This window comes from Roseateles sp. AC306 (assembly GCF_979253795.1).
Window position 1 is genome coordinate 329,018 of record NZ_CEEDEB010000004.1, and the last position, 24,508, is coordinate 353,525.

General features: G+C 66.8%; 25 protein-coding genes. 12 read left to right on the plus strand and 13 right to left on the minus strand.

All coding sequences use genetic code 11. The annotated features are described in order from the left end of the window. The first annotated feature begins 127 nt into the window (after positions 1-127). Positions 128-667, plus strand: a complete 540-nt coding sequence (ppa, locus tag AC0IZJ_RS12000; protein WP_471849916.1) for an inorganic diphosphatase — start codon at positions 128-130, stop codon at positions 665-667. A gap of 15 nt (positions 668-682) precedes the next feature. Here the strand turns inward: ppa and AC0IZJ_RS12005 are convergent, their stop codons facing one another. After that, positions 683-1,882 carry a GNAT family N-acetyltransferase gene (locus tag AC0IZJ_RS12005; RefSeq protein ID WP_471849918.1) on the minus strand — a complete coding sequence of 400 codons (1,200 nt, stop codon included), beginning with the start codon at positions 1,880-1,882 and terminating at the stop codon, positions 683-685. Between AC0IZJ_RS12005 and AC0IZJ_RS12010 the strand changes: the two genes are divergently transcribed. Both AC0IZJ_RS12010 and AC0IZJ_RS12015 read left to right on the plus strand, forming a co-directional pair. Further along, complete coding sequence (locus tag AC0IZJ_RS12010; protein WP_471849920.1) at positions 1,881-3,554, plus strand: NAD+ synthase; 1,674 nt, start codon at positions 1,881-1,883, stop codon at positions 3,552-3,554. The two genes, AC0IZJ_RS12005 and AC0IZJ_RS12010, sit on opposite strands and share 2 nt — an antisense overlap. 29 nt (positions 3,555-3,583) lie before the next feature. Next, a complete protein-coding gene (locus AC0IZJ_RS12015; protein WP_056198291.1) occupies positions 3,584-3,922 on the plus strand; it encodes a P-II family nitrogen regulator in 339 nt (112 codons plus the stop codon). 152 nt (positions 3,923-4,074) lie between these two features. Here AC0IZJ_RS12015 and AC0IZJ_RS12020 read toward each other — a convergent pair whose 3' ends face one another. The 7 genes from AC0IZJ_RS12020 to AC0IZJ_RS12050 all read right to left on the minus strand — a co-directional run bounded on the left by AC0IZJ_RS12020 (position 4,075) and on the right by AC0IZJ_RS12050 (position 8,383). After that, positions 4,075-4,686: a LysE family translocator gene (locus AC0IZJ_RS12020; protein WP_471849922.1), complete on the minus strand. Its 612-nt coding sequence runs from the start codon at positions 4,684-4,686 to the stop codon at positions 4,075-4,077. A 90-nt stretch (positions 4,687-4,776) separates the two neighbouring features. After that, positions 4,777-5,532 (minus strand): AraC family transcriptional regulator, encoded by a 756-nt coding sequence (locus AC0IZJ_RS12025; RefSeq protein WP_471849924.1) that lies wholly within the window; start codon positions 5,530-5,532, stop codon positions 4,777-4,779. A 19-nt stretch (positions 5,533-5,551) separates the two neighbouring features. Further along, positions 5,552-5,929, minus strand: a complete 378-nt coding sequence (locus tag AC0IZJ_RS12030) for a diacylglycerol kinase (RefSeq protein WP_471849926.1) — start codon at positions 5,927-5,929, stop codon at positions 5,552-5,554. A 73-nt stretch (positions 5,930-6,002) separates the two neighbouring features. Beyond that, positions 6,003-6,506, minus strand: a complete 504-nt coding sequence (locus AC0IZJ_RS12035; protein WP_471849928.1) for an RDD family protein — start codon at positions 6,504-6,506, stop codon at positions 6,003-6,005. Continuing rightward, the gene (locus tag AC0IZJ_RS12040; protein WP_471849930.1) at positions 6,503-7,333 is read right to left on the minus strand and encodes a DUF3106 domain-containing protein; all 831 of its coding nucleotides are present in this window, start codon (positions 7,331-7,333) and stop codon (positions 6,503-6,505) included. The genes AC0IZJ_RS12035 and AC0IZJ_RS12040 overlap by 4 nt, the downstream gene beginning before the upstream one ends. Positions 7,334-7,343: 10 nt before the next feature. Beyond that, positions 7,344-7,820: a DUF3619 family protein gene (locus tag AC0IZJ_RS12045; protein ID WP_471849932.1), complete on the minus strand. Its 477-nt coding sequence runs from the start codon at positions 7,818-7,820 to the stop codon at positions 7,344-7,346. Next, positions 7,817-8,383: an RNA polymerase sigma factor gene (locus AC0IZJ_RS12050; protein ID WP_471849934.1), complete on the minus strand. Its 567-nt coding sequence runs from the start codon at positions 8,381-8,383 to the stop codon at positions 7,817-7,819. Before AC0IZJ_RS12050 ends, AC0IZJ_RS12045 begins: the two co-directional genes overlap by 4 nt. A 230-nt stretch (positions 8,384-8,613) precedes the next feature. On the opposite strand from AC0IZJ_RS12050, the gene AC0IZJ_RS12055 reads away from it, so the two are divergent. The 3 genes from AC0IZJ_RS12055 to ilvC all read left to right on the plus strand — a co-directional run bounded on the left by AC0IZJ_RS12055 (position 8,614) and on the right by ilvC (position 12,119). Next, positions 8,614-10,398, plus strand: coding sequence for an acetolactate synthase 3 catalytic subunit (locus tag AC0IZJ_RS12055; protein ID WP_471849936.1), 1,785 nt, complete (start codon positions 8,614-8,616; stop codon positions 10,396-10,398). A 164-nt stretch (positions 10,399-10,562) separates the two neighbouring features. Further along, entirely contained in the window at positions 10,563-11,054 is a 492-nt protein-coding gene (gene ilvN, locus AC0IZJ_RS12060) for an acetolactate synthase small subunit (protein WP_471849938.1), read from the plus strand. Between the two features lie 48 nt (positions 11,055-11,102). After that, entirely contained in the window at positions 11,103-12,119 is a 1,017-nt protein-coding gene (gene ilvC / locus AC0IZJ_RS12065) for a ketol-acid reductoisomerase (protein WP_471849940.1), read from the plus strand. A gap of 57 nt (positions 12,120-12,176) precedes the next feature. On the opposite strand, the gene AC0IZJ_RS12070 is transcribed toward ilvC, so the two are convergent. Continuing rightward, positions 12,177-12,677 (minus strand): DUF1579 domain-containing protein, encoded by a 501-nt coding sequence (locus AC0IZJ_RS12070; RefSeq protein ID WP_471849942.1) that lies wholly within the window; start codon positions 12,675-12,677, stop codon positions 12,177-12,179. 85 nt (positions 12,678-12,762) lie between these two features. On the opposite strand from AC0IZJ_RS12070, the gene pssA reads away from it, so the two are divergent. The 4 genes from pssA to pbpG all read left to right on the plus strand — a co-directional run bounded on the left by pssA (position 12,763) and on the right by pbpG (position 18,343). After that, positions 12,763-13,587, plus strand: coding sequence for a CDP-diacylglycerol--serine O-phosphatidyltransferase (pssA, locus tag AC0IZJ_RS12075; protein ID WP_471849944.1), 825 nt, complete (start codon positions 12,763-12,765; stop codon positions 13,585-13,587). Between the two features lie 190 nt (positions 13,588-13,777). Continuing rightward, a complete protein-coding gene (gene leuA, locus AC0IZJ_RS12080; RefSeq protein WP_471849946.1) occupies positions 13,778-15,466 on the plus strand; it encodes a 2-isopropylmalate synthase in 1,689 nt (562 codons plus the stop codon). Then, positions 15,463-17,004 carry a 2-isopropylmalate synthase gene (locus tag AC0IZJ_RS12085; RefSeq protein ID WP_471849948.1) on the plus strand — a complete coding sequence of 514 codons (1,542 nt, stop codon included), beginning with the start codon at positions 15,463-15,465 and terminating at the stop codon, positions 17,002-17,004. The genes leuA and AC0IZJ_RS12085 overlap by 4 nt, the downstream gene beginning before the upstream one ends. Positions 17,005-17,359: 355 nt before the next feature. Then, on the plus strand, positions 17,360-18,343 hold the full coding sequence (gene pbpG / locus AC0IZJ_RS12090) for a D-alanyl-D-alanine endopeptidase (protein ID WP_471849950.1): 984 nt from the start codon (positions 17,360-17,362) through the stop codon (positions 18,341-18,343). Between the two features lie 55 nt (positions 18,344-18,398). On the opposite strand, the gene AC0IZJ_RS12095 is transcribed toward pbpG, so the two are convergent. After that, positions 18,399-19,169 (minus strand): IclR family transcriptional regulator, encoded by a 771-nt coding sequence (locus AC0IZJ_RS12095; RefSeq protein WP_457422951.1) that lies wholly within the window; start codon positions 19,167-19,169, stop codon positions 18,399-18,401. Between the two features lie 142 nt (positions 19,170-19,311). Here AC0IZJ_RS12095 and AC0IZJ_RS12100 point away from each other — a divergent pair, with 142 nt between their 5' ends. Further along, a complete protein-coding gene (locus AC0IZJ_RS12100; RefSeq protein ID WP_471849952.1) occupies positions 19,312-20,322 on the plus strand; it encodes a TIGR03790 family protein in 1,011 nt (336 codons plus the stop codon). Here AC0IZJ_RS12100 and hpnE read toward each other — a convergent pair. From hpnE to hpnC, 3 genes are read right to left on the minus strand one after another with little or no spacing between them, the layout of a single operon-like run. Next, on the minus strand, positions 20,244-21,536 hold the full coding sequence (hpnE, locus tag AC0IZJ_RS12105) for a hydroxysqualene dehydroxylase HpnE (protein ID WP_471849954.1): 1,293 nt from the start codon (positions 21,534-21,536) through the stop codon (positions 20,244-20,246). The genes AC0IZJ_RS12100 and hpnE overlap by 79 nt on opposite strands. After that, entirely contained in the window at positions 21,533-22,381 is an 849-nt protein-coding gene (gene hpnD / locus AC0IZJ_RS12110; protein WP_471849956.1) for a presqualene diphosphate synthase HpnD, read from the minus strand. Before hpnD ends, hpnE begins: the two co-directional genes overlap by 4 nt. A gap of 10 nt (positions 22,382-22,391) precedes the next feature. Then, positions 22,392-23,216: a squalene synthase HpnC gene (gene hpnC, locus AC0IZJ_RS12115; RefSeq protein WP_471849958.1), complete on the minus strand. Its 825-nt coding sequence runs from the start codon at positions 23,214-23,216 to the stop codon at positions 22,392-22,394. A gap of 143 nt (positions 23,217-23,359) precedes the next feature. Between hpnC and AC0IZJ_RS12120 the strand changes: the two genes are divergently transcribed. After that, on the plus strand, positions 23,360-24,499 hold the full coding sequence (locus tag AC0IZJ_RS12120) for an efflux RND transporter periplasmic adaptor subunit (RefSeq protein WP_471849960.1): 1,140 nt from the start codon (positions 23,360-23,362) through the stop codon (positions 24,497-24,499). The last annotated feature ends 9 nt before the right edge of the window (positions 24,500-24,508 follow it).

Below are 24,508 nucleotides of genomic sequence, written 5' to 3' on the forward strand. Positions count from 1 at the left end.
CGGGCGGGTTACGCCTGGGTACAGCGGATTGAGCTTACGGGCCGTGCTTGACACCGCAGTTGCGCGTTTACCAGCGATGTTGGGGAAATCTAGAATGCGGGTTTTCCAGCCCCCAAGAACGACGACCATGAGCCTGCACAACGTGACCCCCGGCGCCAAGGTGCCCGACGAGTTCAACGTGATCATCGAGATCCCGATGAATGCCGATCCGATCAAGTACGAGGTGGACAAGGAGAGTGGCGCGCTGTTCGTCGATCGCTTCCTGACGACGCCTATGTACTACCCGTGCAACTACGGGTACATCCCCAGGACGCTCGCCGACGACGGCGACCCGGTCGACGTGCTGGTCATCACGCCGTTTGCACTGACCCCTGGCGTCGTCGTGACCTGCCGCCCGCTGGGCGTTCTGATGATGGACGACGAAGCGGGTGGTGATGCCAAGCTGCTGGCCGTGCCGACCGACAAGATCCTGCCGATGTACAGCCACTGGCTGAGCGTGGACGACGTGAACCAGATGCGCCTGAAGGCCATCCAGCATTTCTTCGAGCACTACAAGGACCTGGAGCCGAACAAGTGGGTCAAGGTCAAGGGCTGGGAAGGCCCGGAGAAGGCCAAGTCCGAGATCATCGAAGGCATGGACAACTACGCCAAGTCGCTCGCGAAGTAAGCGCCAAGCCGCTGCTCAGAAAGACGCCGCATCTGCGGCGTCTTTTCCTTTGAAGGGCGTGTGTTCGCCCAGTTCATTGACGTAGCCTGCAATCGCCTGACCCTCGCGGGCCAGGAAGTCACCGACCGCATCCGCGAACGCCGGGTGCGCCAGCCAATGGCTCGACGCCGTCGGCGTTGGCATCAGCCCGCGCGCCATCTTGTGCTCGCCCTGGGCACCGCCCTCGAAGCGCCGGTAGCCGTTGGCGATGCACCAGGCGAGCGGCTGGTAGTAGCAGGCATCGAAGTGCAGGTTGGGGATGTGCTCGGTCGCGCCCCAGTAGCGGCCAAAGGCGGCGCGGCGCTCGGGGTCGAGCGCGATCAGCGACGTGGCGACGCGCTCTCCATTTCGCAGCGCGGTGAACATCAGCCAGTGCTCGGGCATCTCGCTTGCCATGCGGGCAAAGAAGTCGCGGCTGAGATAGGGCGTGCTGTGGTGTTCGCGGTAGGTTTGCTGGTAGCAGCGGTAGAAGAAGTCCCAATCCTCGGAGGCGATGTCGCGGCCGTGGCTGGCCTCGAAGACGACGCCGGCGTCGCGGACGCGGCGCTGCTCCTGCTGGATCTTCTTGCGCTTGTCGCGCTGCAGGCGGGCGAGGAAAGCGGTGAAGTCGGCGTCACCCTCGGCCGTCCAGTGGAACTGCACGCCGGCGCGCGCGGTGCAGCCGGTTTCAGCCAGCGCCGCCTGATCGGCCTCATCGCCGAACAGCACATGCAGCGACGAGACCTGGGTCTCCTGAGCCACCGCGCGCAACGCCTGCGCCAGCAAGGCACGCGCTTCGTCGTTCACCGCCAGCAGCCGGCTGCCCGCCACCGGCGTGAACGGCACGGCGACCAGCAGCTTGGGGTAGTAGGCAAGGCCGTGGCGCCGGTAGGCGTCGGCCCAGGCCCAGTCGAAGACGTATTCGCCGTAGCTGTGGGTCTTCAACCAGGCCGGGCAGGCCGCCACCAGTCGGTTGTCCAGCCAGATCGACACGAACTGCGGCTGCCAGCCGGTCTCCTCGGTCGCGCTGCCAGACTCGTGCATGGCACGCAGATAGGCCATGCGCATGAAAGGCGTCGGCCGCGCCTGTTGCGCGAGCAGCGCATCCCACGCATCCAGAGACAACGCCGCCGGGTCGGCATCGACCCGGATGACATAATTTTTTTCTGCCGTCGCCCCGTTTGAAATGAGTCCCATGCCCTTGCCGTCCGTCAAAGTCGCCCTCGCCCAGCTCAATGTCACAGTGGGTGATCTTGCGGGCAACGCGGACCGCATCATTGCCCAAGCGCGCCAGGCGCACGCGGCCGGGGTTGATCTGGTCGTCACGCCGGAGTTGGCGCTGTGCGGCTACCCCCCCGAGGACCTGCTGCTGCGCCCGGCCTTCCTGGCCGCCTGCGGCGTGCAGTTGCAGCGCATTGCCACCGAGCTGGCGGACCTTCCCGGCCTCCATGTCGTGGTGGGCCACCCGATGGCGCGCGAGGACGGCGTGGTGCGCGAGCGCAGCTGGTCGCTGCCGCCCTGCCTGAACGCCGCCTCGGTGCTCACCGGCGGTCGCATCACGCAGACCTACGCCAAGCGCGAACTGCCCAATTACCAGGTGTTCGACGAGCGCCGCTACTTCCGCTCCGGCCGCGATGCCGGTCTTGGCCCCGTCGTCTTCGACGTGAATGGCCTCAAGGTCGGCCTGCTGATCTGCGAGGACGCATGGTTCGACGAGCCCGCCGCCGCTGCTAAAGGAGCGGGCGCCGAAGCGCTGTGCGTCATCAACGCCTCGCCCTTCCACGTCGGCAAGGTCGCAGAGCGCGAGGAGCGCATGGCCGAGCGAGCCCGCGCCTCCGGCCTGCCGCTGTTCTATGCCCACCTCGTCGGCGGCCAGGACGAGGTCGTCTTCGATGGCGCGTCTTTCGCCGTGCAGGCCGACGGCACGCTGGCCGCCCGCGCGCCGCTGTTCGAGGAGGCGCTGGCCATCGTCGAGGTCGACCTGGCCACGAAGCGGCTCAGCGGCACCACCACCCCAGAGCCTGAGTTCGAGGCCCAGGTCTGGCAGGCGCTGGTGACAGGTGTGCGCGACTACCTCGGCAAGAACGGCTTCCCCGGCGCCCTCATCGGCCTCTCGGGCGGCATCGACTCCGCGCTGGTGCTGGCTATCGCCGTGGACGCGCTCGGCGCCGACAAGGTCCGCACAGTGATGATGCCGTCGCCCTACACGGCCGACATCTCCTGGATAGACGCGCGCGACATGGCCGAGCGCCTGGGCGTTCGCTACGACGAGAAGAGCATCGTGCCGGAGTTCGACGCCTTCCTCGCCACGCTGGCCGATGAGTTCAAGGGCCTGCCGCTGGACGCGACCGAGGAGAACATCCAGGCGCGCATCCGTGGCACGCTGCTGATGGCCCTGTCCAACAAGTTCGGCAGCATCGTGCTGACGACCGGCAACAAGAGCGAGATGGCGACCGGCTATTGCACGCTCTACGGCGACATGGCGGGCGGCTTCGCCGTCATCAAGGACGTGGCCAAGACGCTGGTGTTCCGCCTGGCCCGCTGGCGCAACGCGCAGGGCGCCGAGATCATCCCGGACCGCATCATCACGCGCCCGCCCTCGGCCGAGCTGCGCCCCGACCAGAAGGACGAGGACAGCCTGCCGCCGTATCCGGTGCTGGACGCCATCCTGGCCCTCTATATGGAGCAGGACCAGTCCATCGCCGAGATCGTGGCCGCCGGCTTCAAGCCCGAGGATGTCGAACGTGTCACGCGGCTCATCAAGATCAACGAGTACAAGCGCCGCCAGGCGCCGGTAGGCATACGCATCACCCACAGGGGCTTCGGTAGGGATTGGCGCTATCCCATCACGTCCAAGTTCCGTGCGTAAACTCAAGTCAATCTGAATAGGAGTCCGTCATGAAGCAGATCACCGCCATCATCAAGCCGTTCAAGCTGGACGAGGTCCGCGAGGCGCTGGCCGAGGTGGGCGCCTCGGGCCTGACGGTCACCGAGGTCAAGGGCTTCGGCCGGCAGAAGGGCCACACCGAGCTGTACCGTGGTGCCGAGTACGTCGTCGACTTTCTGCCCAAGGTCAAGGTCGAGGTCGTCGTGAAGGACGACGAGGTGGACCGCTGCATCGACGCTATCCTGAAGGCCGCCAAGACCGGCAAGATCGGCGACGGCAAGATCTTCGTGCTGCCGGTCGAGCAGGTCGTGCGCATCCGCACCGGCGAGACGGACGAAGCCGCTGTTTAAGGTGCCCCTCGCCCAGCTGCGCGGGCTGAACGCCGCGCATCTGGTCGGTCCCCAAGGGGACGGCGATGCTCGCGGCATTAAGCCGCTCGCACATCGCCAGACGGGCCGGCTTGGGAGCGGCCCGGCGCTCGGCCCAAAATATCTGAAGGCCTTCAGCGTTGCGTGAACGCCAGCTTTGCACCCAACGCCACGAAGGTGGCCGCAAAGCTGCGCCGCAGCCAGGCCATGGCCATCGGGCTGCCCAGCACCCGCTCGCGCATGCGTGAGGCGAAGGCGCCGTAGAGCGCAAAGACCGCAAAGGTCATGGCCATGAAGACAGCCGACAACTGCAGCATCGCGACCGTCGGGGCCGCTTCGTCGCCTGCGATGAACTGCGGCAGGAAGGCCAGGAAGAACATCGACAGCTTGGGATTGAGCAGGTTCACGAGCACGGCATGCCGTATGACCTGCCAGTCTGTTCGCTCGGCACCGTCGGCGTCGATGGTCAGCACGCCTCGCTCGCGCCAGGTCATCCAGGCAAGGTAGAGCAGGTAAGCCACGCCGGCGAACTTCACCGCCTCGAAGGCGAGGCTGCTGGCGTGCAGCAGCGCCGCTAGGCCCGTCACGGCCGCCAGCATGTGCGGCACGATGCCCAGCGTGCAGCCCAGCGCTGCAACGGCTGCCGTGCGTGCGCCGCGCGACAGGCCGGTGGCGATGGTCACCGCCGCACCGGTGCCAGGCGAGGCGACGACGAGCAGCGAGACGGTCAGGAATTCGAGGTTCATGCGGGCGCTCCTTGTTGAGGTGCCCATGCTGCGGCGACCTGCGCGGCGCGTCTTGAACGAAATTTCAGCGACGGATAAATGCGCCTGGCGTCAGCCGAAGCTGCGCGCGAAGCAGCGCGTCATGTGGCTTTGGTCCGCAAATCCGCTGGCCACTGCCGCCTCGGCCAGCGGCAAGCCGCTGCGCACGAGCCGCCGAGCCTGCTGCACGCGGCGCTGCAGCAGGTAGGCGTGGGGCGGCAGGCCGGTCAAGCGGGTGAACGCGCGCAGGAACTGGTAGCGGCTCAGGCCTGCGGTGGCGGCCAGGCCGGCCAGGGTCTGCGCTGCGGCGGGGTCGTCGTCAATGCATTCGCGTGCGGCGGAGACACCGCCGGTCACGGCCGGGCGCTCGGCGGGCGAGGGCTGAAGCAGCCGCGCGGTCAGCGCCAGCAGTGCAGCCTCGGATTGCAGCGCATCGCTTTCCGTCGCCGCGTCGAACAGCGCGCGAAAGCGGGCCACCAGCATCGCGTCGCGAATGACCGGCGCCGTGAACTCGAAGGATGCGCCCGGGATGACATCGGCTGCCGCAACCAGCAACCGGGCAGGGTCGACATAGAGCATGCGCCAGCGCCGCCCGGTCGCGTCGAAAGGCTTGCCGTCGTGCACTTCGCCGGGGTTGACCGTGATCAGGTCACCCGCGCCCGCCTCGACGACGCCGCGCCCGCTGGCCGACTTCTGCGCACCTCGCTCGATGAGACCGATGCCGAACTCGTCGTGCGTGTGCCGGCCGAAGGCCAGTGCCGAGTCGGCCAGGACCACCTCGACGCCGTCGACATGGCTGGGGATCAGCGTGAAACCGCGGGCCTTCATCGGCCCGACTTTGGCACGTTCAGCGCAGGTGCTGCCAGATGGCCGCGCCCCAGATGCCCGCCGCCAGCACCAGGGCCATCAGCACGGCGGCGCTGGCGATGTCCTTGGCGCGCTTGGACAGGTCATGCCGCTCGAAGGACACGCGGTCGACAACGGCCTCGATGGCAGAGTTCAGCAACTCGACGATGAGCAGCAGCAGCAGTGAGCCCAGCAGCAGCGCGGCTTGCTCCCAGGTCCTGGCCAGCCAGAACGACAAGGGGGCGGCGACGATGCAAAGCCAGGTCTCCTGGCGGAAGGCGCTCTCACCGGTGTAGGCGGCCTTGAGGCCGGCCCAGGAATAGCCGGCGGCGTGGACGATGCGGTCCAGGCCGGTGCGGCCCTTGTGCGGGTTGGTCATTGGAGCACCCTTCGCGCTACGCGCTGTCCCGCCGAGCGGGAGTGAGCTTGCTTGGGACGTCCCGGCGCGGCGCTCATGAACGCACGGGAAGTTGGGTAATGACGCGTGATCCGCAGAGGGCGTCGTGCAGCAATTGTCGCTGCGGGTGCAGGCGCGCCAGCAGCGTATAACTGACCATCCACGCCACCACGGCCAGCGTGAGCGTCCAGCCGCGCACGCCGAACGCCCACAGGCTCAAGCCAGGCAAGACCCACAGCCAGCTGAGAACGTAGCGAGCAAAAGCCCGGCCGACGCTCAGCGGCGCGCCGTGCGCATCCACGACGCGCAGATGCCAGGTTTTCAGGGCCAGCGTCTGGCCGGAGCGGGTCCAGAAGGTCACGAAGTACAGCGCCGGCACCGCGAAGGCGAAAACATAGCCGGGCAGCCCGAACAGCGCATCCTGCTGCCGGGTCAGAACGACGTAGACGAAGCAGGCGAAGAACAGCACGCCGAACAGCAGCACGCCTTCGTAGATGAAGGCCGCGAATCGTCTCGCCAGGCCGGGCGGCGTGGCGTTCAGCTCGGCCGGCGCCGTCATGAGCGCGGGGCGGACGCGGGCTGCTGCGCCTTCAATGATCTGGGCAGCAGGGTCTTGGGGTCGACCAGCGAGGGGTCGGCGACGACCTTGGTCTCGCCTGCGGAATTGTGGCTGGGACGTGTCCGGCCGCGCGTCATCAGCACCGTCGTCGCGCCGGGCTTGGCCTGGACGAGGCTGCCGGTGACCGGCGTTGGCGCCACCAGCTTGGGGGCGGCCGGGACGATGTTGGACTTCGCCTGGGCCGAGAGCGCATTGGGCGCGCGCACTGGCACGGCGGCCTGCGCCTGGCGCCGGGCGATTCCCTTGTCCGCCAGCGCCTGCCGCTCAGCGAGCGGCAAGGCCTGGTAGGCCTCCCAGCGTGCCTGCCGTTGCTCGGCCGTCACCTGCCTGGCGACCTGAAAGCCGATACGGGCATTCACGCGTTCGGAGACGCTCAGGCGCGTCCAGTCACGAATACGGTCATGCACGCGCTTGATTTCCTCGCCCGACATCGTCGCCAGCGTGGGCGTCGCGCTGAGCCATTTGCTGCGCTGCGAGTCGGAGATGTCGGCCCAGTCACGCTCCAGCGGCGCGAGCAGCGCCTGCTGCTTGGGTGTCAGGCCGCTCCATGTGCCAGGCGGCACACTGAGGGCCGCAGGCGCCACCGGCTTGGCCAGCGGCCGCGCCTTGTTGCCCTGCGCAGCAGGACTGATGGTCGCGCTTGCACCGGTTTCCGGTGCCGATGCAGCGTTCGTGGCCTGCGCAAAAGCAGAAAGCCCCGCTGCGCCAAGCAGCAGGGCTATCAGCGGGCGGAGCAGGCAGAAAGGCGTCGACGCGACCCGGGTCATGCACATCCGGTCATTCTTCCGCATCTCTGAGGAACTCCGCGAAGCCGGGGTCGCTGAACGCTGCGGGCGGCAAATTGTCGCTGAGCAGTTCCGTGTCAACCTCGGCGGTGGCGGCGATCTGCTCGTTGATCTGGCCTTGCTGCATCAGCAGCAGCCCGGCAAGCAGCAGGATCAGCGGCAGGGCGGACGCCAGCTTGGCCCACAGGCCGTTGTCGGCGCCGCGCGGGCCGCCAGTCAGGGCCAACGTGGCGCCACCCTGCGCCACGGTGGCGCTCGCCGGGCTGGTTGCCAGGCTCGCGGCCCGGGCCTGGGCGGCGCGCGCGAGGGCCTGCTCGCGGGCGAAACGCAGCCGCTCCGACACGTCATGCGGCAGTGCAGCGCTGCGCTCGGTCAGGCCAGAAGCAACGCGCAGGCCGAAGCGCGTCACGCTCGCGTCCAGTCGGGCGTCCAGTTCGGCAGACGGGGCGGAAAAATTTTGCGACTTCATAGCGTGATCCCCTTGGCCTTGAGCGACTTCGCCAATGAGTGAACTGCTCGAGAACAGTGCGTTTTGACACTGCCCTGTGAGCATCCCATCACGGAGGCGGTCTCGGCTACATCCAGTTCCTCCCAGTAACGCAACAGGAAGGCTTCTCGTTGACGCGCCGGCAGTTGTTCTACTTCGGCTTCGATACTTTGCAAGATCTGCGCCCGGCTGACCTCGTCGGCGGCGCTCAAGGCGCCCAAGGCACCTTCCTGGGATTCCAGGATTTCCAGGACGTCGAAGTCTTCATCCGAAGATGCGCCCTCGAAATCGGACATATTGGTCATGACCGCCCTGCGCACCTTCTGGCGACGGAAATGGTCCATCGTCGCGTTCGAGAGGATGCGCTGGAACAGCAACGGCAGTTCGGCTGCAGGACGGTCGAAATACTTCTCGGCCAGCTTGATCATGGCTTCCTGCACGATGTCCAGAGCTGCATCGTCGTCGCGGACGACGTAGGCCGTGCGCTTGAAGGCGCGGCGGTCCACGGTACGCAGGAAGTCGTTGAGTTCTTTGTCGGTGGCCAAGGCGTGGGCGAAGGGTCCAGGCAGCGGCGGATTATGGCATTCGCCTGATACGAAGGCTCAGCCGTTTTCGCCCGGCATAATGCGGTTTCGCAATAGCGTCATCTGGTCTCTCGGTGGCTGCCCGACTCGGGCCCCACCTGTTGATCGCGCAGGTTCCGAATCCACCTCATGAGGGTGCGAAGAGGAGCACCAATGGTTTTTCGTTAGAGAAATTCACAAAGGTTCTAAAAATGGACATGTCTGCCGCGGAAATCAAGCGCGCCTCCCAGGCGCAGCCGCATTCCTCCCCCTCCCAAACACCCACGGAGCTCAATGGCTCCGAGATCCTCGTTCGCTGCCTGCAGGCCGAAGGGGTGCGCCATCTCTGGGGTTACCCCGGTGGCGCGGTGCTCTACATCTACGACGCGCTCTACAAGCAGGACAGCATTCAGCACGTGCTGGTGCGCCACGAGCAGGCCGCTGTTCACGCCGCTGACGGCTTTGCCCGGGCGAGCGGTGAAGTCGGTGTCGCGCTGGTCACTTCGGGCCCGGGCGTCACCAATGCCGTGACCGGCATCGCGACGGCCTACATGGACTCGATCCCGATGGTCATCATCACGGGTCAAGTCCCCACGCCGGCGATCGGCCTGGACGCCTTCCAGGAGTGCGACACGGTCGGCATCACGCGCCCCATCGTCAAGCACAACTTCCTGGTGAAGGATGTGCGCGACCTGGCGCTGACGCTGAAGAAGGCCTTCCACATCGCCCGCACCGGCCGCCCTGGCCCGGTCGTCGTGGACATCCCCAAGGATGTGTCGCTGGCCAGGACGACGTTCTCCTACCCGGAGCGCATCGAGATGCGTTCCTACAACCCGGCAAAGAAGGGCCACAGCGGCCAGATCCGCAAGGCCGTGCAGTTGCTGCTGCAGGCCAAGCGGCCCTATATCTACACGGGCGGCGGCGTCATCCTGGGCGAGGCGAGCGCCGAGCTGCGTCAACTGGTCGACCTGCTCGGTTTCCCGTGCACGAACACGCTGATGGGCTTGGGCGCCATGCCCGGCACCGATCCGCGTTTCCTGGGCATGCTGGGCATGCACGGCACGTATGAAGCCAACATGACCATGCAGCACTGCGACGTGCTGCTGGCGGTGGGCGCGCGCTTCGATGACCGCGTCATCGGCAATCCCAAGCATTTCGGTTCGGTCGAACGCAAGATCATCCACGTCGACATCGATCCCTCGTCGATTTCCAAGCGGGTGCGCGTCGACATTCCCATCGTCGGCGACGTGAAGGACGTGCTGCAGGAGCTGATCGCCCAACTGAAGGAAGCGCAGGCCAAGCCCGATGCGGGCGCCGTCAGTGCGTGGTGGAACCAGATCAACGAATGGCGCCGCAAGGACTGCCTGGTCTTCAAGGACTCGGACGAGGTCATCAAGCCGCAGATGGTGGTCGACACCCTCTGGAAGCTCACCCGCGACCGCGACACCTACATCACCAGCGACGTCGGCCAGCACCAGATGTGGGCCGCGCAGTACTACAAGTTCGACGAGCCGCGCCGCTGGATCAACTCCGGCGGCCTGGGCACGATGGGGGTTGGCCTGCCTTATGCGATGGGCATCAAGCTGGCCAAGCCGGAGGCGGACGTGTTCTGCATCACCGGCGAGGGCAGCATCCAGATGTGCATCCAGGAGCTGTCGACCTGCTTCCAGTACAAGACGCCGGTCAAGATCGTCTCGCTGAACAACCGCTACCTGGGCATGGTGCGCCAGTGGCAGCAGCTGGACTACGGCGGCCGCTACTCGCACAGCTACATGGACGCGCTGCCCGACTTCGTGAAACTGGCCGAGGCCTATGGCCACGTGGGCATCCTGGTCGAGAAGCCGTCGGATGTGGAGCCGGCGCTGAAGGAGGCGATGCGCCTCACCGATCGCACGGTGTTCCTCGACATCCGCACCGATCCGACCGAGAACGTCTGGCCCATGGTCAAGGCGGGCAAGGGCATTTCGGAAATGCTGCTGGGGTCGGAAGACCTGTGAGCGCCTGAAGCCGCGGGCTTTGGCGAGGGTTACCGCCCTCGTTGAGACCGGTGGCGGATGCCGAGCACAGCCGACTCAAGCAATCCCCTCAACGATTCGAACCCGCTGCCAAGGCTCGCTGGTTACCGCCAGCGGCGCTGAAGAGCAGCAAGGACGAGATCCGCATGAAACACATCATTGCCTTGCTCCTCGAGAACGAGCCCGGTGCGCTGTCGCGCGTCGTCGGCCTGTTCTCCGCCCGTGGCTACAACATCGAGAGCCTGACCGTCGCGCCGACCGAGGACGCGTCCCTGTCGCGCATGACCATCGTGACGACGGGCAGCGACGAGATCATCGAGCAGATCACCAAGCACCTGAACCGCCTCATCGAGGTCGTCAAGGTCGTCGACCTGACCGAGGGCAACTACACCGAGCGTGAGCTGATGCTCATCAAGGTGCGCGCCGTCGGCAAGGAGCGTGAAGAGATGAAGCGCACCGCCGACATCTTCCGCGGCCGCGTCATCGACGTGACCGAGAAGACCTACACCATCGAGCTGACCGGCGATGCCGGCAAGCTCGACGCCTTCATCGACGCGATCGACCGCGCGGCGATTCTGGAAACCGTCCGAACCGGCGCCAGCGGCATCGGCCGCGGCGAGCGCATCCTGCGCGTCTGATCCGTCTTCAACCCCAACACCAACCGATTTTTCCTGGAGCGACTCATCATGAACGTCTACTACGACAAGGACGCCGATCTCAGCCTCATCAAGGGCAAGAACGTCACCATCATCGGCTACGGCTCACAAGGCCACGCCCACGCGCAGAACCTGAACGACAGCGGCTGCAAGGTCACCGTCGCGCTGCGCAAGAGCGGCGCGTCCTGGGGCAAGGCCGAAGGCGCTGGCCTGAAGGTCGCCGAGATCGCCGACGCCGTGAAGACGGCCGACGTCGTCATGATCCTGCTGCCGGACGAGCAGATCGCCGAGGTCTACAAGAACGAAGTCGAGCCCAACATCAAGGAAGGCGCGTCGCTGGCCTTTGCGCACGGCTTCAACGTGCACTACGGCCAGGTCACGCCGCGTGCCGACCTGGACGTCTGGATGGTCGCTCCCAAGGCCCCCGGTCACACCGTGCGCGGCACCTACCGCCAGGGTGGCGGCGTGCCTCACCTCATCGCCGTCTACGCCGACAAGTCCGGCAAGGCCCGCGACCTGGCGCTGAGCTACGCCGCAGCAAACGGCGGCGGCAAGGCCGGCATCATCGAGACCAACTTCCGTGAAGAAACCGAGACCGACCTGTTCGGCGAGCAAGCGGTTTTGTGCGGCGGCGCGGTCGAGCTGATCAAGGCCGGTTTCGAGACGCTGACCGAAGCCGGTTACGCGCCCGAGATGGCCTACTTCGAGTGCTTGCATGAGCTCAAGCTCATCGTCGACCTGATCTATGAAGGCGGCATCGCCAACATGAACTACTCGATCTCGAACAACGCCGAATACGGTGAGTATGTGACCGGCCCGAAGGTCGTCACGTCCGCCACCAAGGAAGCGATGCGCCAATGCCTGAAGGACATCCAGACCGGTGACTACGCGAAGAGCTTCATCCTGGAGAACAAGGCCGGCGCCCCGACGCTGCTGAGCCGCCGTCGCCTGAACGCCGAGCACCCCATCGAGATCGTTGGCGAGAAGCTGCGCGAGATGATGCCGTGGATCAAGGCCAACAAGCTGGTCGACAAGGCCAAGAACTAAATCGTCGCGTTCATGCGATGAAGGGCCGGTGCCGCGAGGCGCCGGCCTTTTTTGCTTTCAAGTGGCGACGCGGATGAACTCCATGCGCCAGTTGGTCTCCCAACTCGCGCCGGCGTCGGGCGAGAAGGCCTGCTCCCAGCGCGGATGGCCGTTCGACTGGATGGACCAGGTGAAGCGCACACGGATGGGCTGGCCGTCGAGTTGATCGTCCGCGTAGAAGTGGCCCACGCCGTTCTCGAAGCTGCCGCGCACCGGCACGTCCAGCGTGTGGGGCGAGCGGCCGTCCAGCCACCAGATGGCCCACAGGCCGGTCGCTTTGTCGAATGAGCGCATCGCCGCGGCGCGGTAGGAGCCCCCTAACTCATGCGGCAGATGCAACAGGTTGTCCTCGATATTCCCCCAGCCGCCGAGCAGCTTTCGCGTCGACGTCTGGCCTTCGAAGCGCGTCCATTCCGTGCTGCCGACGAGGCGCGCATTGAGCCGCTCGTGCAGCACGCGCCAGTCGCCAATGATGAAGTCGAAGTCGGCGGGCGCGGTGGGGTCGAAGTTTGATGGCATGGGAAGCTTTCATGGTTTCGGCGCATGCTAGGTTTGGCACCGGCCGAGACTTGTCAGCAGGGCCCCCTGCGCTATCCTGCCAATCATGACTCCTGATCCCATCGAGGACGACGAGCCCAGCGTCGTCGTCCGCCCCCGCCGCAAGGGCATCTACGCGCTGCCCAACGCCATCACGCTGGCCGCGCTGTTCAGCGCCTTCTACGCCATCATCATGGCGATGAACGGCCGCTTCGAAGTCGCGTGCGTCGCCATCTTTGCCGCCGCCATCCTCGACAGCCTGGACGGTCGCGTCGCTCGCATGACCAACACGCAGTCGGCCTTCGGCGAGCAGATGGACAGCCTGTCCGACATGGTCGCCTTCGGTGCCGCGCCCGCCCTCATCGTCTACATGTGGGCGCTCAAGGACATGGGCAAGCCCGGCTGGATTCCGGCCTTCGTCTACATCGCTGGTGCCGCGCTGCGGCTGGCACGTTTCAACGTCAATATCGGCGTCGTCGACAAGCGCTTCTTCCAGGGCCTGCCCAGCCCTGCGGCTGCGGCCATCGTCATGGGGCTGATCTGGTGCGCAGTCGACGCGCCCTGGTACAGCGGCGTGGACAACATGGCGTGGCTGCGCTGGACGGCGTTTGGCGTGACCTTGTTCGCCGGGCTTTCGATGGTCACGAATGCGCCCTTCTACAGCTTCAAAGTCTTCGACCGCCGACGCAGCGTGCCCTTCATCGTGCTGGTGGCCATCATGCTGGCCATCGGCCTCATCGCGCTGGACCCGCCTACGGTGTTGTTCGTGATCTTCTGCGTCTACGGGCTGTCCGGTTATGTCATCTACGGCTGGCGGAAGTCCAAGGGCAAGCCGGTCAGTGTGATCTCCACCAGCACCGACGAGCCCGATGAACGTGGCTTGCACCAATAGGCTTTCGTGCTAGATTTCGCCCCTATGAATTTCGCGATCGGCATGCTGCTACTAGCCCTAGAGGAACCACGGGTTCGCTAGTCAGTCACGCCTTCGCACTTCTGACCCCAACGGCCCGTATGCAACCGCAGCGGGCCGTTCGTGTTTTCAAAGGCTGCCGGTTGCACCACCCCACCCACGGATGGAAACCATGTTGAAGCAACCGCAGCTCAAGTACCGCTCCTTCGCCCCGATCGCATTGCCGGATCGCACCTGGCCCGACGCCGTGCTGACCCGCGCGCCGATCTGGCTGAGCACCGACCTGCGCGACGGCAACCAGGCGCTGATCGAGCCCATGGACATCGCCCGCAAGCTGCGCATGTTCCAGCAACTGGTGAAGATCGGCTTCAAGGAGATCGAGGTCGGCTTTCCGTCGGCGTCGCAGACCGAGTTCGACTTCATCCGCCTGCTCATCGAGGGCGGTCACATCCCCGATGACGTGACCATCCAGGTGCTGACGCAGGCGCGCTCGCACCTGATCGAGCGCACCTTCGAGGCGCTGGACGGCGCCCAGCGCGTCATCGTCCACGTCTATAACGCCGTTGCGCCCGTCATGCGCCGCGTTGTGCTGGGGCAGGATGAAGACGGCATCGTCGAGCTGGCCGCCTCGCACGCCCGGCAGATCAAGGAGCTGGCCGCTGCTCGGCCGGGTGTCGATTGGCGCTTCGAGTACTCGCCCGAAATGTTCTCCGGCACCGAGCTGGCCTTCAGCAAGCGGGTGGTCGATGCGGTCACCGCCATGTGGGCGCCGACACCGGAGCGCAAGTGCATCGTCAACCTGCCGGCCACGGTCGAGCACAGCACGCCCAACATCTTCGCGGACATGATCGAGTGGATGCATCGCCACCTCGAACGCCGCGACAGCATCGTGCTGTCCGTCCATCCGCACAACGACCGCGGCACGGGCACGGCGGCCGGCGAGTTTGCGCTGATGGCCGGCGCTGATCGCGTCGAGGGCTGCCTGTTCGGCAACGGCGAGCGCACCGGCAACGTCGACCTCGTCAACATCGCGTTGAACCTGTACACGCAGGGCATCGACCCGCAGCTCGATTTCTCCGACATCGACGAGGTGCGTCGCTGCGTCGAGCACTGCACGCAGATCCCCGTGCATCCGCGCCACCCCTACGTCGGCGACCTGGTCTACACGTCCTTCTCCGGCTCGCACCAGGACGCCATCAAGAAGGCCTTCTCGGCGCGCAAGGCCGGCGACATCTGGGACATGCCCTATCTGCCCATCGACCCCAAGGACCTGGGTCGCAGCTATGACGCCGTCATCCGCGTGAACAGCCAGTCGGGCAAGGGCGGCATCTCTTACCTGCTCGAAGCCGAGTACGGCCTGGAACTGCCGCGCCGCCTGCAGATCGAGTTCAGCCAGGTCGTGCAGCGCGTCATGGACGACGTCGGCAAGGAGCTGACGGCGGCCGACATCTACGCCATCTTCGAGCGCGAATACGGCATCGGCAATGCGGGCGCGACCGTCGTGCAGCCGCAGATGACCGAGGTCGCGGGTGGCGCCATGCGGCTGTCGGCCGAGGTCGTGCTGGGCGGCTGGATGGGCCATGTGCAGGGCGAGGGCAACGGCCCTATCGACGCCTTCGTCAACGCGCTGTCGACCCGCCTGGGTCAGGAGGTGCGGGTGCTGGACTATCACGAACACTCCATCGGCAGCGGTGCCGATGCCCGCGCGGTGGCCTACCTGGAACTGCGCGTCGGCAACGAGACGCGCCACGGCGTGGGCATTGATGGCAGCATCGTGCGTGCGTCCATGCAGGCCATCCTGTCCGGCCTGTCGCGCGCTCAGCTGACCGTGCCCCAATCCAGAGAGGAGAACGTGCGATGACCGACAAGCTCATCATCTTCGACACCACGCTGCGCGACGGCGAGCAGTCGCCCGGCGCGTCGATGACGCGTGAAGAGAAGCTGCGCATCGCCCGCCAGTTGGAGCGCATGAAGGTCGACATCATCGAGGCCGGTTTCGCGGCTTCGAGCAACGGCGACTTCGAGGCCGTGAAGGCCATTGCGGCGGCGGTGAGGGACAGCACCATCTGCTCGCTGGCCCGCGCCAATGACCGCGACATCTCGCGTGCCGCCGAGGCACTGGCCGGTGCGAACCGCGCGCGCATCCACACCTTCATCGCCACCAGCGAACTTCACATGGAGAAGAAGCTGCGCATGACGCGCGAACAGGTGCTGGACCAGGCGACGCTGGCCGTGCGCTTTGCGCGCAACCTGTGCGGCGACATCGAGTTCTCGCCCGAGGACGGCTACCGCTCCGACATCGACTTCCTGGCCCGCGTCTGCGAGGCGGTCATCAAGGAAGGTGCCGGCACCATCAACATCCCGGACACCGTCGGCTACGGCATCCCAGAGCTGTACGGCGACTTCATCCGCCGACTGCGCGAAAAGGTCCCCAACTCCGACCGGGTGATCTGGAGCGTGCACTGCCACAACGACCTCGGCATGGCCGTTGCCAACTCGCTGGCCGGCGTGAAGATCGGCGGCGCGCGGCAGATCGAATGCACGATCAACGGCCTGGGCGAGCGGGCCGGCAACTGTTCGCTCGAAGAAGTCGTCATGGCCGTCAAGACGCGGCGTGACTACTTTGGCCTGGATGTCGGCATTGACGCTACGCAGATCGTGCCCGCTTCGAGGCTGGTGTCGCAGACCACCGGCTTCGTCGTGCAGCCCAACAAGGCCGTCGTCGGCGCGAATGCGTTTGCGCACGCCAGCGGCATCCACCAGGACGGCGTGCTCAAGGCGCGCGACACCTACGAGATCATGCGCGCCGAGGACGTGGGCTGGGCCGCCAACAAGATCGTGCTGGGCAAGCTGTCGGGCCGCAATGCCTTCAAGGCGCGCCTCCAGGAGTTGGGTATCCAACTGGAAAGCGAGACCGAGGTCAACGCGGCCTTCGTGCGCTTCAAGGACCTGGCCGACCGCAAGAACGAGATCTTCGACGAGGACATCCTCGCCCTCGTCATGGACGAGTCCGTGACGGCCGAGCAGGAGCACTTCCGGCTGCTGTCGCTGTCCCAGCGCAGCGAAACCGGCGAGCGCCCGCATGCGGCCATCGTCTTCTCGGTCGGCCACCAGGAGCACAGTGTCGAGAGCGACGGCAACGGCCCGGTGGACGCGACGCTGCGCGCCATCGAGTCTGTCGTCGAGTCGGGCGCAGAGATGCTGCTGTATTCGGTAAACGCCATCACCAGCGGCAGCACGGAGTCGCAGGGTGAGGTGACGGTGCGGCTGCAGCACGCCGGCCGCGTCGTCAATGGCGTCGGCGCCGATCCCGACATCGTCGTCGCCTCCGCCAAGGCTTATCTGAGCGCGCTGAACAAGCTGCAGAGCAAGGTCGAGCGGGTCGCCGCTCAGGGCTGATGCCTTTTTAGGCGGTGGTAACCGGCGTGACCCGCGTCACGCCGGGCGCAATCGTTACCAAGCCGCGTGGAATCTGGCGCGTAAACGCCCCGGTGCTCACGGCGCAGACGGCCCTTGTCACCCTCAGAATCGAGCCCAAGGTCACCGCAGGTAGCGTGCGGAACCGGCTGGCAAGTGGATTTGGGGGTGATCCCGATTCCCGTTGCCTGTCGGCCGAGGCCTACTTGGGTGCGTTGGAGCAACTGCAACAAAACGGAGCGTAGGCGAGACCTCACTTGAGGTATCAGGCCTAAGTTCTTATCTTGTCAGTGCTTTTGACGTCACGTACACTGCCCTCCTGCTGTTGGGGAACCCGTTGAAGACTTCATTCGCCGCCGCACTCCTGAGCTTCAGCCTCTTGTCCTTCACGGGCACTGCCGAGGCCGCCGTCAGCAAATCCACCAAAGCCAGCAAGGCCAAGGCCACCACGACGCAGGTCCGCAAGGCCAGATCCGTCGTGCTGCGCAGGCCGGTGGCTTTCGTTCCCGCCGTGGCCACCTTCGGCATGGCCGCGGGCCTGCACGCAGCCGATGACCCACTGGCTCTGAAATCCAGCGTTGCTTACGTGATGGATCAGGACACCAACGAGGTGCTCTTCTCCAAGAACCCGCAGGCGGTGCTGCCGATTGCTTCCATCACCAAGCTGATGACGGCGCTGGTCGTTGTCGAGTCCGGTCTGTCGATGGACGAAAAGCTGACGGTGACCGATGAGGACAAGGACACCGAGAAGGGCACCGGTTCGCGCCTGGCCTTCGGTACCACGCTGACGCGCGGCGAGATGCTGCACCTGGCCTTGATGTCCAGCGAAAACCGCGCCGCCCATGCGTTGGGGCGCAACTATCCAGGTGGGCTGAACGCATTTGTCGCCGCGATGAACGCCAAGGCCATCAGCCTCGGCATGACGGATACGCACTACGTCGAACCCACCGGCCTGTCCAGCCGCAACCAGAGCAGCGCGGCCGATCTGGCCAAACTCGTCAACGTCACCAGTCAGGTGCCGCTGCTGCGCGACCTGTCTACGTCGCGCGAGGCGCGCGTGGCGCTGGGCAAGCGCCTGGTGCAGTTCCGCTCCACCAACGGCCTGCTGTCCAACCCGCTGTGGGACATCGGCTTGCAGAAGACCGGCTTCATCAACGAGGCCGGCAGGTGTCTCGTGATGCAGGCCAGCATGGCCGGCCGCAAGCTCATCATGGTGTTCCTGGATTCCAGCGGCAAGGCGTCGCGGATTGCCGACGCCGAGCGCATGCGCAAGTGGCTGGCGACACAGCCCGGCGACGCGACGGTGGCTGCGAAGCTCTGAGCTTCTGAACCCTGATGCAAAGCGGCGCCTCGGCGCCGCTTTTTTATTTTGCGGGCTAGGCCCGGTGTCCGAGCGACGACGAAATCTGCGCCGCCGTCTCCTTCAGCCTCACCACCCAGCTCTCCTCCAGCCGGTCGGCCGGGGCTGAGATGGACAGGCCGGCCACCAGCTTGGCCTGGTCGTCGTAGATACCGGCGGCCATGCAGCGCACGCCGAGTTCCAGTTCCTCGTCGTCGCGGGCGATGCCGCGCTGGCGCACGGTGGCCAGCTCGCGCTCCAGGGCGCCCACTTCGGTGAGGCTGTTGCGCGTGTGGCCGGCCAGGCCGGTGCGCGCCGCATAGGCCCGCACGCGGGGGCTGTCGTCACTGGCCAGGAAAAGTTTGCCGACCGACGTGAGGTGCAAGGGCGCCCGGCCGCCGACGGCCCGCACGACCTGCATGCCCGAACGCTCGGAGTAGGTGCGCTCGATGTAGACGATCTCGTCGCCCTGGCGCACGGAGAGGTTGACCGGCTGGTGGGTGAACTTGTGCAGCTCGCGCATGGCGGGCAGGGCGGCATCACGAACGTCCAGCCGTGCCTTGACGAGGTTGCCCATCTCCAGCATCCGCATGCCCAGGCGATAGCTGCCGGCTTCGGGGCGGTCGACGTAACGGCCCAGCGTCAGGTCATTGAGAATGCGGTGCGCCGTGGAAGGGTGCAGCCCTGTGGCCTCGGACAGGGCCTTCAGCGAGACCGGGTCCTGGTGGCTGGCGAGCACGTCCAGCAGCGAGAACATGCGCTCCAGCACCTGGATGGCCGGGGTCTGCTGCGCCTCTTTGGATTTCATGGCTTCATTGTGGAGGAAATTGCCTGTGTTTTGTATGGCGAGATCGGTGTTCAGCACGTGGCAAGCTCTAGCAATATTGCTTTGCCTGTGGTCTGCGGCGGCCCAGGCGGCGGAGCCGGTGACGGCGGCGCGCTGGAGTCGCATGCCCAAGCTCTACGGGCGCATCACGGCCAATGAGCTCGGCCTCGTCATCAACACGGCCGATCCCTATTCCGTCACTGTGGGCGAGCACTACGCCCGGCGCCGCGGCATCCCGGAGGCCCAGATCGTTCGTGTGCAGTTGCCGCAGCGCGCCAGCCTGACGCGCGAGGAGTTCAGCGCGCTCGACCAGGCCATCCGCACCCAGATGCCCGAGCACGTCAACGGCCTGGCGCTGGCCTGGGTGCAGCCTTATGCGGTGGACTGCAATTCGCTGACCAGCGCGTTGGGCATGGGCCTGCAGGCCGATGTCTGCGCCCACAGTTGCGCGGCGACGCGCGTCAGCCCCTACACGGGTTATTTCGGCGCCAGGCCCTGGATCGTGCTGGGCCTGCGCCCCGCCATGCAACTGGCGGCGCGGTCGGTGCCGGCCGCGTTGGCCATGATCGAGCGAGGCATCGCGTCCGACCACACGCTGGCTGCCGGTGCGTCCGAACCGGCCATGGCCTACCTGGCTGCGACGCCCGATGCCAACCGCAATGTGCGCGAGCGGCTGTTCCCGCCGGCCGGGCCGGTGCCCGGGGTGGCCGGCTTCGAGGTCGCGCGTGTGCGCAGCGACGCCTTGCCGGCCATGCGCCGCACGTTGGTCTACGAGACCGGCCTGGCGCGTGTGCCTGCGCCCTTGGGCGGCGAATGGCTGCCTGGCGCGCTGGCCGATCACCTGACGTCATATGGCGGTCAGCTCGACAAGCCGGTCGGCGACGGGCAGATGAACATCCTCGACTGGATAGACGCGGGTGCTACGGCCAGCTACGGCACGGTCAGCGAGCCCTGCAACCATGTCCAGAAGTTCCCGCACCCGCAGGTGCTGATCCAGGCCTATGCCCAGGGCGTCAGCGCGCTGGAGGCCTACTGGCACAGCGTCGCCTGGCCGGCTCAGGGCGTGTTTGTGGGCGAGCCCTTGGCCGCGCCGTTTGCGCCGGTACCGTCGCCATTGCCCGTGCCGGCGCCCTGAGCGGCCGCCATGCCTGAGCGCACGGCGCCTTCCAGCGTGGCGGGGTAGGGCCCGGCGATGTAATCGCCGGCCGCCCACAGGCCGGGCGCGATGAAGGCGGACGGCCGGGCGAGGTTGGGCGTGCAGGCAAAGGTGGCACGCTTTTCGGTGAGCACCCTGTCAATGACGGGAGGCGTGGCCCAGTGCAGTTCGCGGGTCGCCTGCGCCAGGACGGCCTCGGCACAGCCGCCGCGCTCGACCCAGCTCGCAGCGCCGCTGACGACGAAGGCGAAGCGGCCCGGGGCGCCGCCGAGCGCGCCGTGGTCGAAGACGAACTGGGCCGGGGCGTCCGGCCCTTCGCGCAGCGCCAGCATGGGCGAGGGCAGGGCGCTGCCTGGGCTGTGCAGGTAGACGGTGATGATGGGCTCGAAGCCCAGGCCGTGCGCGATGGCCGACCAGGCAGGGGCGATGCCGGCCGTCAGCCGCGCGGCTTCGACGCTGGTGCAGGCAAGCACGACAGCGTCGAAGGCCTCGCCGTCGACGCGCGAGCCGGGCTCGATGGCCTGCACGCGGTGGCCCAGGCGAAGGCGATCACCTAACCACACCGTCGCCGGCCCGGCCAGCAGCTCGGACAGCGGCCGGCGTGGCAGCAGCAGGTCGGCGCTGCCGGCACCACTGAACAGCGCATCCTTCAACACCCGCAGGAAGACGCGGGCGCTGGCCTGCGGGGCGGGCGTGTTCAGCGCGGCGACGCACAGCGGCTCGACGAGGTCGCGCTTCACCGCGGCAGGCAGGCCGGCGCACAGCTCGGCGACGCTCAGCGCTGGGTCGCAGCGAAAGCCGCGCGCGAGCCAGCCGCCGGCTGCCGTCAGCAGACCGATCCGCGCACTCAACGACCAGCCGCTGTTGGCCAGCACGCCGCGCATGAAGGCGATCAGCGGCGGCCCTGGCGGCAGGCGCAGCCCGGACTCGCCGGGGTAAGGCAGGGTGAGCGGCAGGCGTTTGAGCGCCTGCTCAGCGTCGATGCCGAGGCGGCGCATCAGCGCCAGGCTGTCGCGGTAGGCGCCGATGAGGATGTGCTGGCCGTTGTCGTAGGGCGGCTCGCCGGCGACGCTGCGCGCCCGGCCGCCGAGCTGCGGCGCCATCTCGAAGACGGCGATGTCATGGCCCGCATCATCGAGCGAAACCGCTGCCGCGATGCCAGCCCAACCGCCGCCAATGACGGCGACCTTCACCTGCCGCGCCAGTTCGTCTTCATCGCGATCCAGAGCTTGCGCAGCGGCGTCAACGCGATCCGCTGGTGCAGCACCTGGAAGTCCTCGCGCTCGATCTCGACGAGCAGCGCGCGGTAGATGTTGGCCATCATCAGCCCGGGCTTTTGCGCGCTGCGGTCGCTCTCGGCGAGTAGCGCGGTGGCCTCGTCGTAGAGGCGGTGCGCGCGCTCTGCCTGGAACTTCATCAGCGCCGTGAAGCGATCACTGTAGCCCCAGGGCTTGCTGCGCAGCAGGATGTCGCTCGCCTTGACGCCGAACTGCTGCAGCTCGTTCACCGGCAGATAGATGCGCCCGCGCCGCGCATCGTCGCCGACGTCACGGATGATGTTGGTCAGCTGCATGGCCAGGCCCAGCTTGTGAGCGTACTCAACCGTCTGCGGCTGGGTGCGGCCGAAGATGCCGCTGGCCACTTCACCGACGACGCCCGCCACCAGGTGGCAGTAGCGCTGCAGGCCCGGGAAGTCGAGGTAGCGCGTCTGCTGCAGGTCCATCTCGCAGCCTTCGATGACGGCGAGCAGGTGGTCCAGTCGAATGTCGTAGGCCTGCACATGCGGCATCAGCGCCTTCATGGCGGGGTGGCTGGGCTGGCCGGCAAAGGAGCTCGCAGCCTCCTTGCGCCACCAGGCCAGCTTGGTCGCGGCGACACCGGCGTCCTGCGTTTCGTCGACGACGTCGTCCACCTCGCGGCAGAAGGCGTAGAAAGCCGTGATGGCGGCGCGCCGGGGCGGCGGCAGGAAGAGGAAGGCGTAGTAGAAGCTGGAGCCGCTGGCGGCGGCTTTTTCCTGGACGTACTGTTCGGGCGTCACGGCTCTGGACTCATGATGTGGCGCGCATTGTCAGTGCACGCCAGGCCAGTCGCGGCGCATCCCATGCCGTGACCGCAGGGCGGCGCAGCAGGCTGTCGTGGCCCCTGGCGGCAATCTTGTCGAGGATGAGCAGGCCGCCCTGTACAACCAGGCGCAGCTCCCACCCCGCCCGGCCGCGCAGCGTCAGGGCCAGCGGCGCGCCCTCCAGCATCAGCGCGCGCGCCCAGCCGCACAGATCGCGGATCAGTGCGCGTGCGGCCGGGCTGTCCTGGCAGGCCAGCACGTCTTCGGCAAGCACGCCGTGGCGGTCCAGGTCGGCCTGTGGCACGTAGAGACGGGCGTTGGGTCCGTCGCGCGTGAAGTCCTGCCAGAAGTTGATGAGCTGCAGCGCCGAGCAGATGGCGTCCGAGCGGCGCAGCGAGGTCGCATCATTCACGCCGTACAGGCCCAGCAGCAGCCGCCCGACCGGGTTGGCGGAGCGGCGGCAATAGTCCAGCAGCTGGGTGCGGTCGCGGTAGCGAGGCGGGGTCAGGTCCTGCTCGAAGGCGTCGAGCAGGTCATGCAGCAGGGCGGGTTGCAGGCGGTGCATCTCTCGCGCCAGTGGCGTGAACACGCGTGGCCAGCGGGAAGATGGCGCTTGGCCGGCGACGGTGGCGGCCAGGTCGGCGCGGTAGTCGCGCAGCGCCTGCAGGCGCTCGGCGGTGGTTGCATCGCCTTCGTCCGCGAGGTCGTCCGCCGTGCGTGCGAAGTGATAAACGGCTACGACGGCCGGCCGCAGCGAGGGCGGACACAGCAGCGAGGCGACGGGAAAGTTTTCGTAGTGGTCGACGCTCAAGCTATTTCTCAAGTTCCGCTTGCAAAGCCGCGCTGTTCAAGCGAAATTCCGCGAGTTTGACAGTTGCCATGAGGCCTGCATACATTACTGACCCGCCGGTCATTAAAGTTTTGGGCCGGCGGTTCCATTCTGCCGAGGTCTGCATGTCCCATCTGCCGCGTCTGTCGCGTCTTGCGCTGCCCCTGTCGGGGCTGGCACTGCTCACGGCCCTGATGACGGGTTGCAGCAAGCAGGCCGCCGCTCCGGAGCCGGAGCGCGCCGTGCGCACCCAGCTCGTCAGCACGGGCACCGCGAGCGCGAGCCATGAGTATGCGGGCGAGGTGAAGCCGCGCACCGAGTCGCGCCTGTCCTTCCGCGTCAACGGCAAGCTGCTGAGCCGGTCGGTGAACCTGGGCGATACGGTCAAGGCTGGCCAGGTGCTGGCCCGAATCGATGCGCAGGACTTGAAGCTGGCCGAGGCAGCCGCCACCGCCGGTGTGGCCGCGGCGCGCACCAACCGCGACCAGATGGGCGCCGATTACAAGCGCTTCGTCGACCTGCAGCGCCAGGGCTTCATCAGCACGGCCGAACTGGAGCGACGTGACTCGGCTTTCAAGGCCGCGCAGGCACAGCTGGATCAGGCCAAGGCCCAGGCCGACGTGCAAGGCAATCAATCCGGTTATGCGCAGCTGGTGGCTGATGGCGCGGGTGTCGTGACCGGCGTGGATGCCGAGCCCGGCCAGGTGCTGGCCGCCGGCACGCCGGTCGTGCGCCTCGCGATGGACGGACCGCGCGACATCGTCTTCTCGGTGCCGGAGGACCAGATCGGCCGCGTCAAGGCCGCCGCTGGCCGTGCCGGCGCGCTCAAGGTGCGCCTGTGGGGCACGCAGCAGACCTATCCGCTGACGCTGCGCGAGGTGTCTGCTGCTGCCGACCCGGTCACGCGCACCTTCCTCATCAAGGCTGACGCCGGCAAGCTTGACGTGAAGCTCGGCCAGTCCGCCACCGTCGTGCTCGATCTGCCCCAGACGGCTAGCGTCATCAAGCTGCCGCTGTCGGCCGTGCTTCAGCAGGCAGGCAAGACCTCGGTCTGGGTGCTGGACGGCGCGTCCATGACCGTCAAGCCGGTGCCCGTGCAGGTGGGTGGTGCCGACGGCAACGACGTCGTCATCGCTGGCGGGCTGAGCGCTGGCCAGGAGGTGGTGGTTGCCGGCGTCCATGTGTTGTCTCCGGGCCAGAAGGTCAAGCGCTACGTGCCGCCTCGGACGACGGCCGCTCCCGCCGCTCCTGCAGCCTCTCGTTGAGTCGGGAGC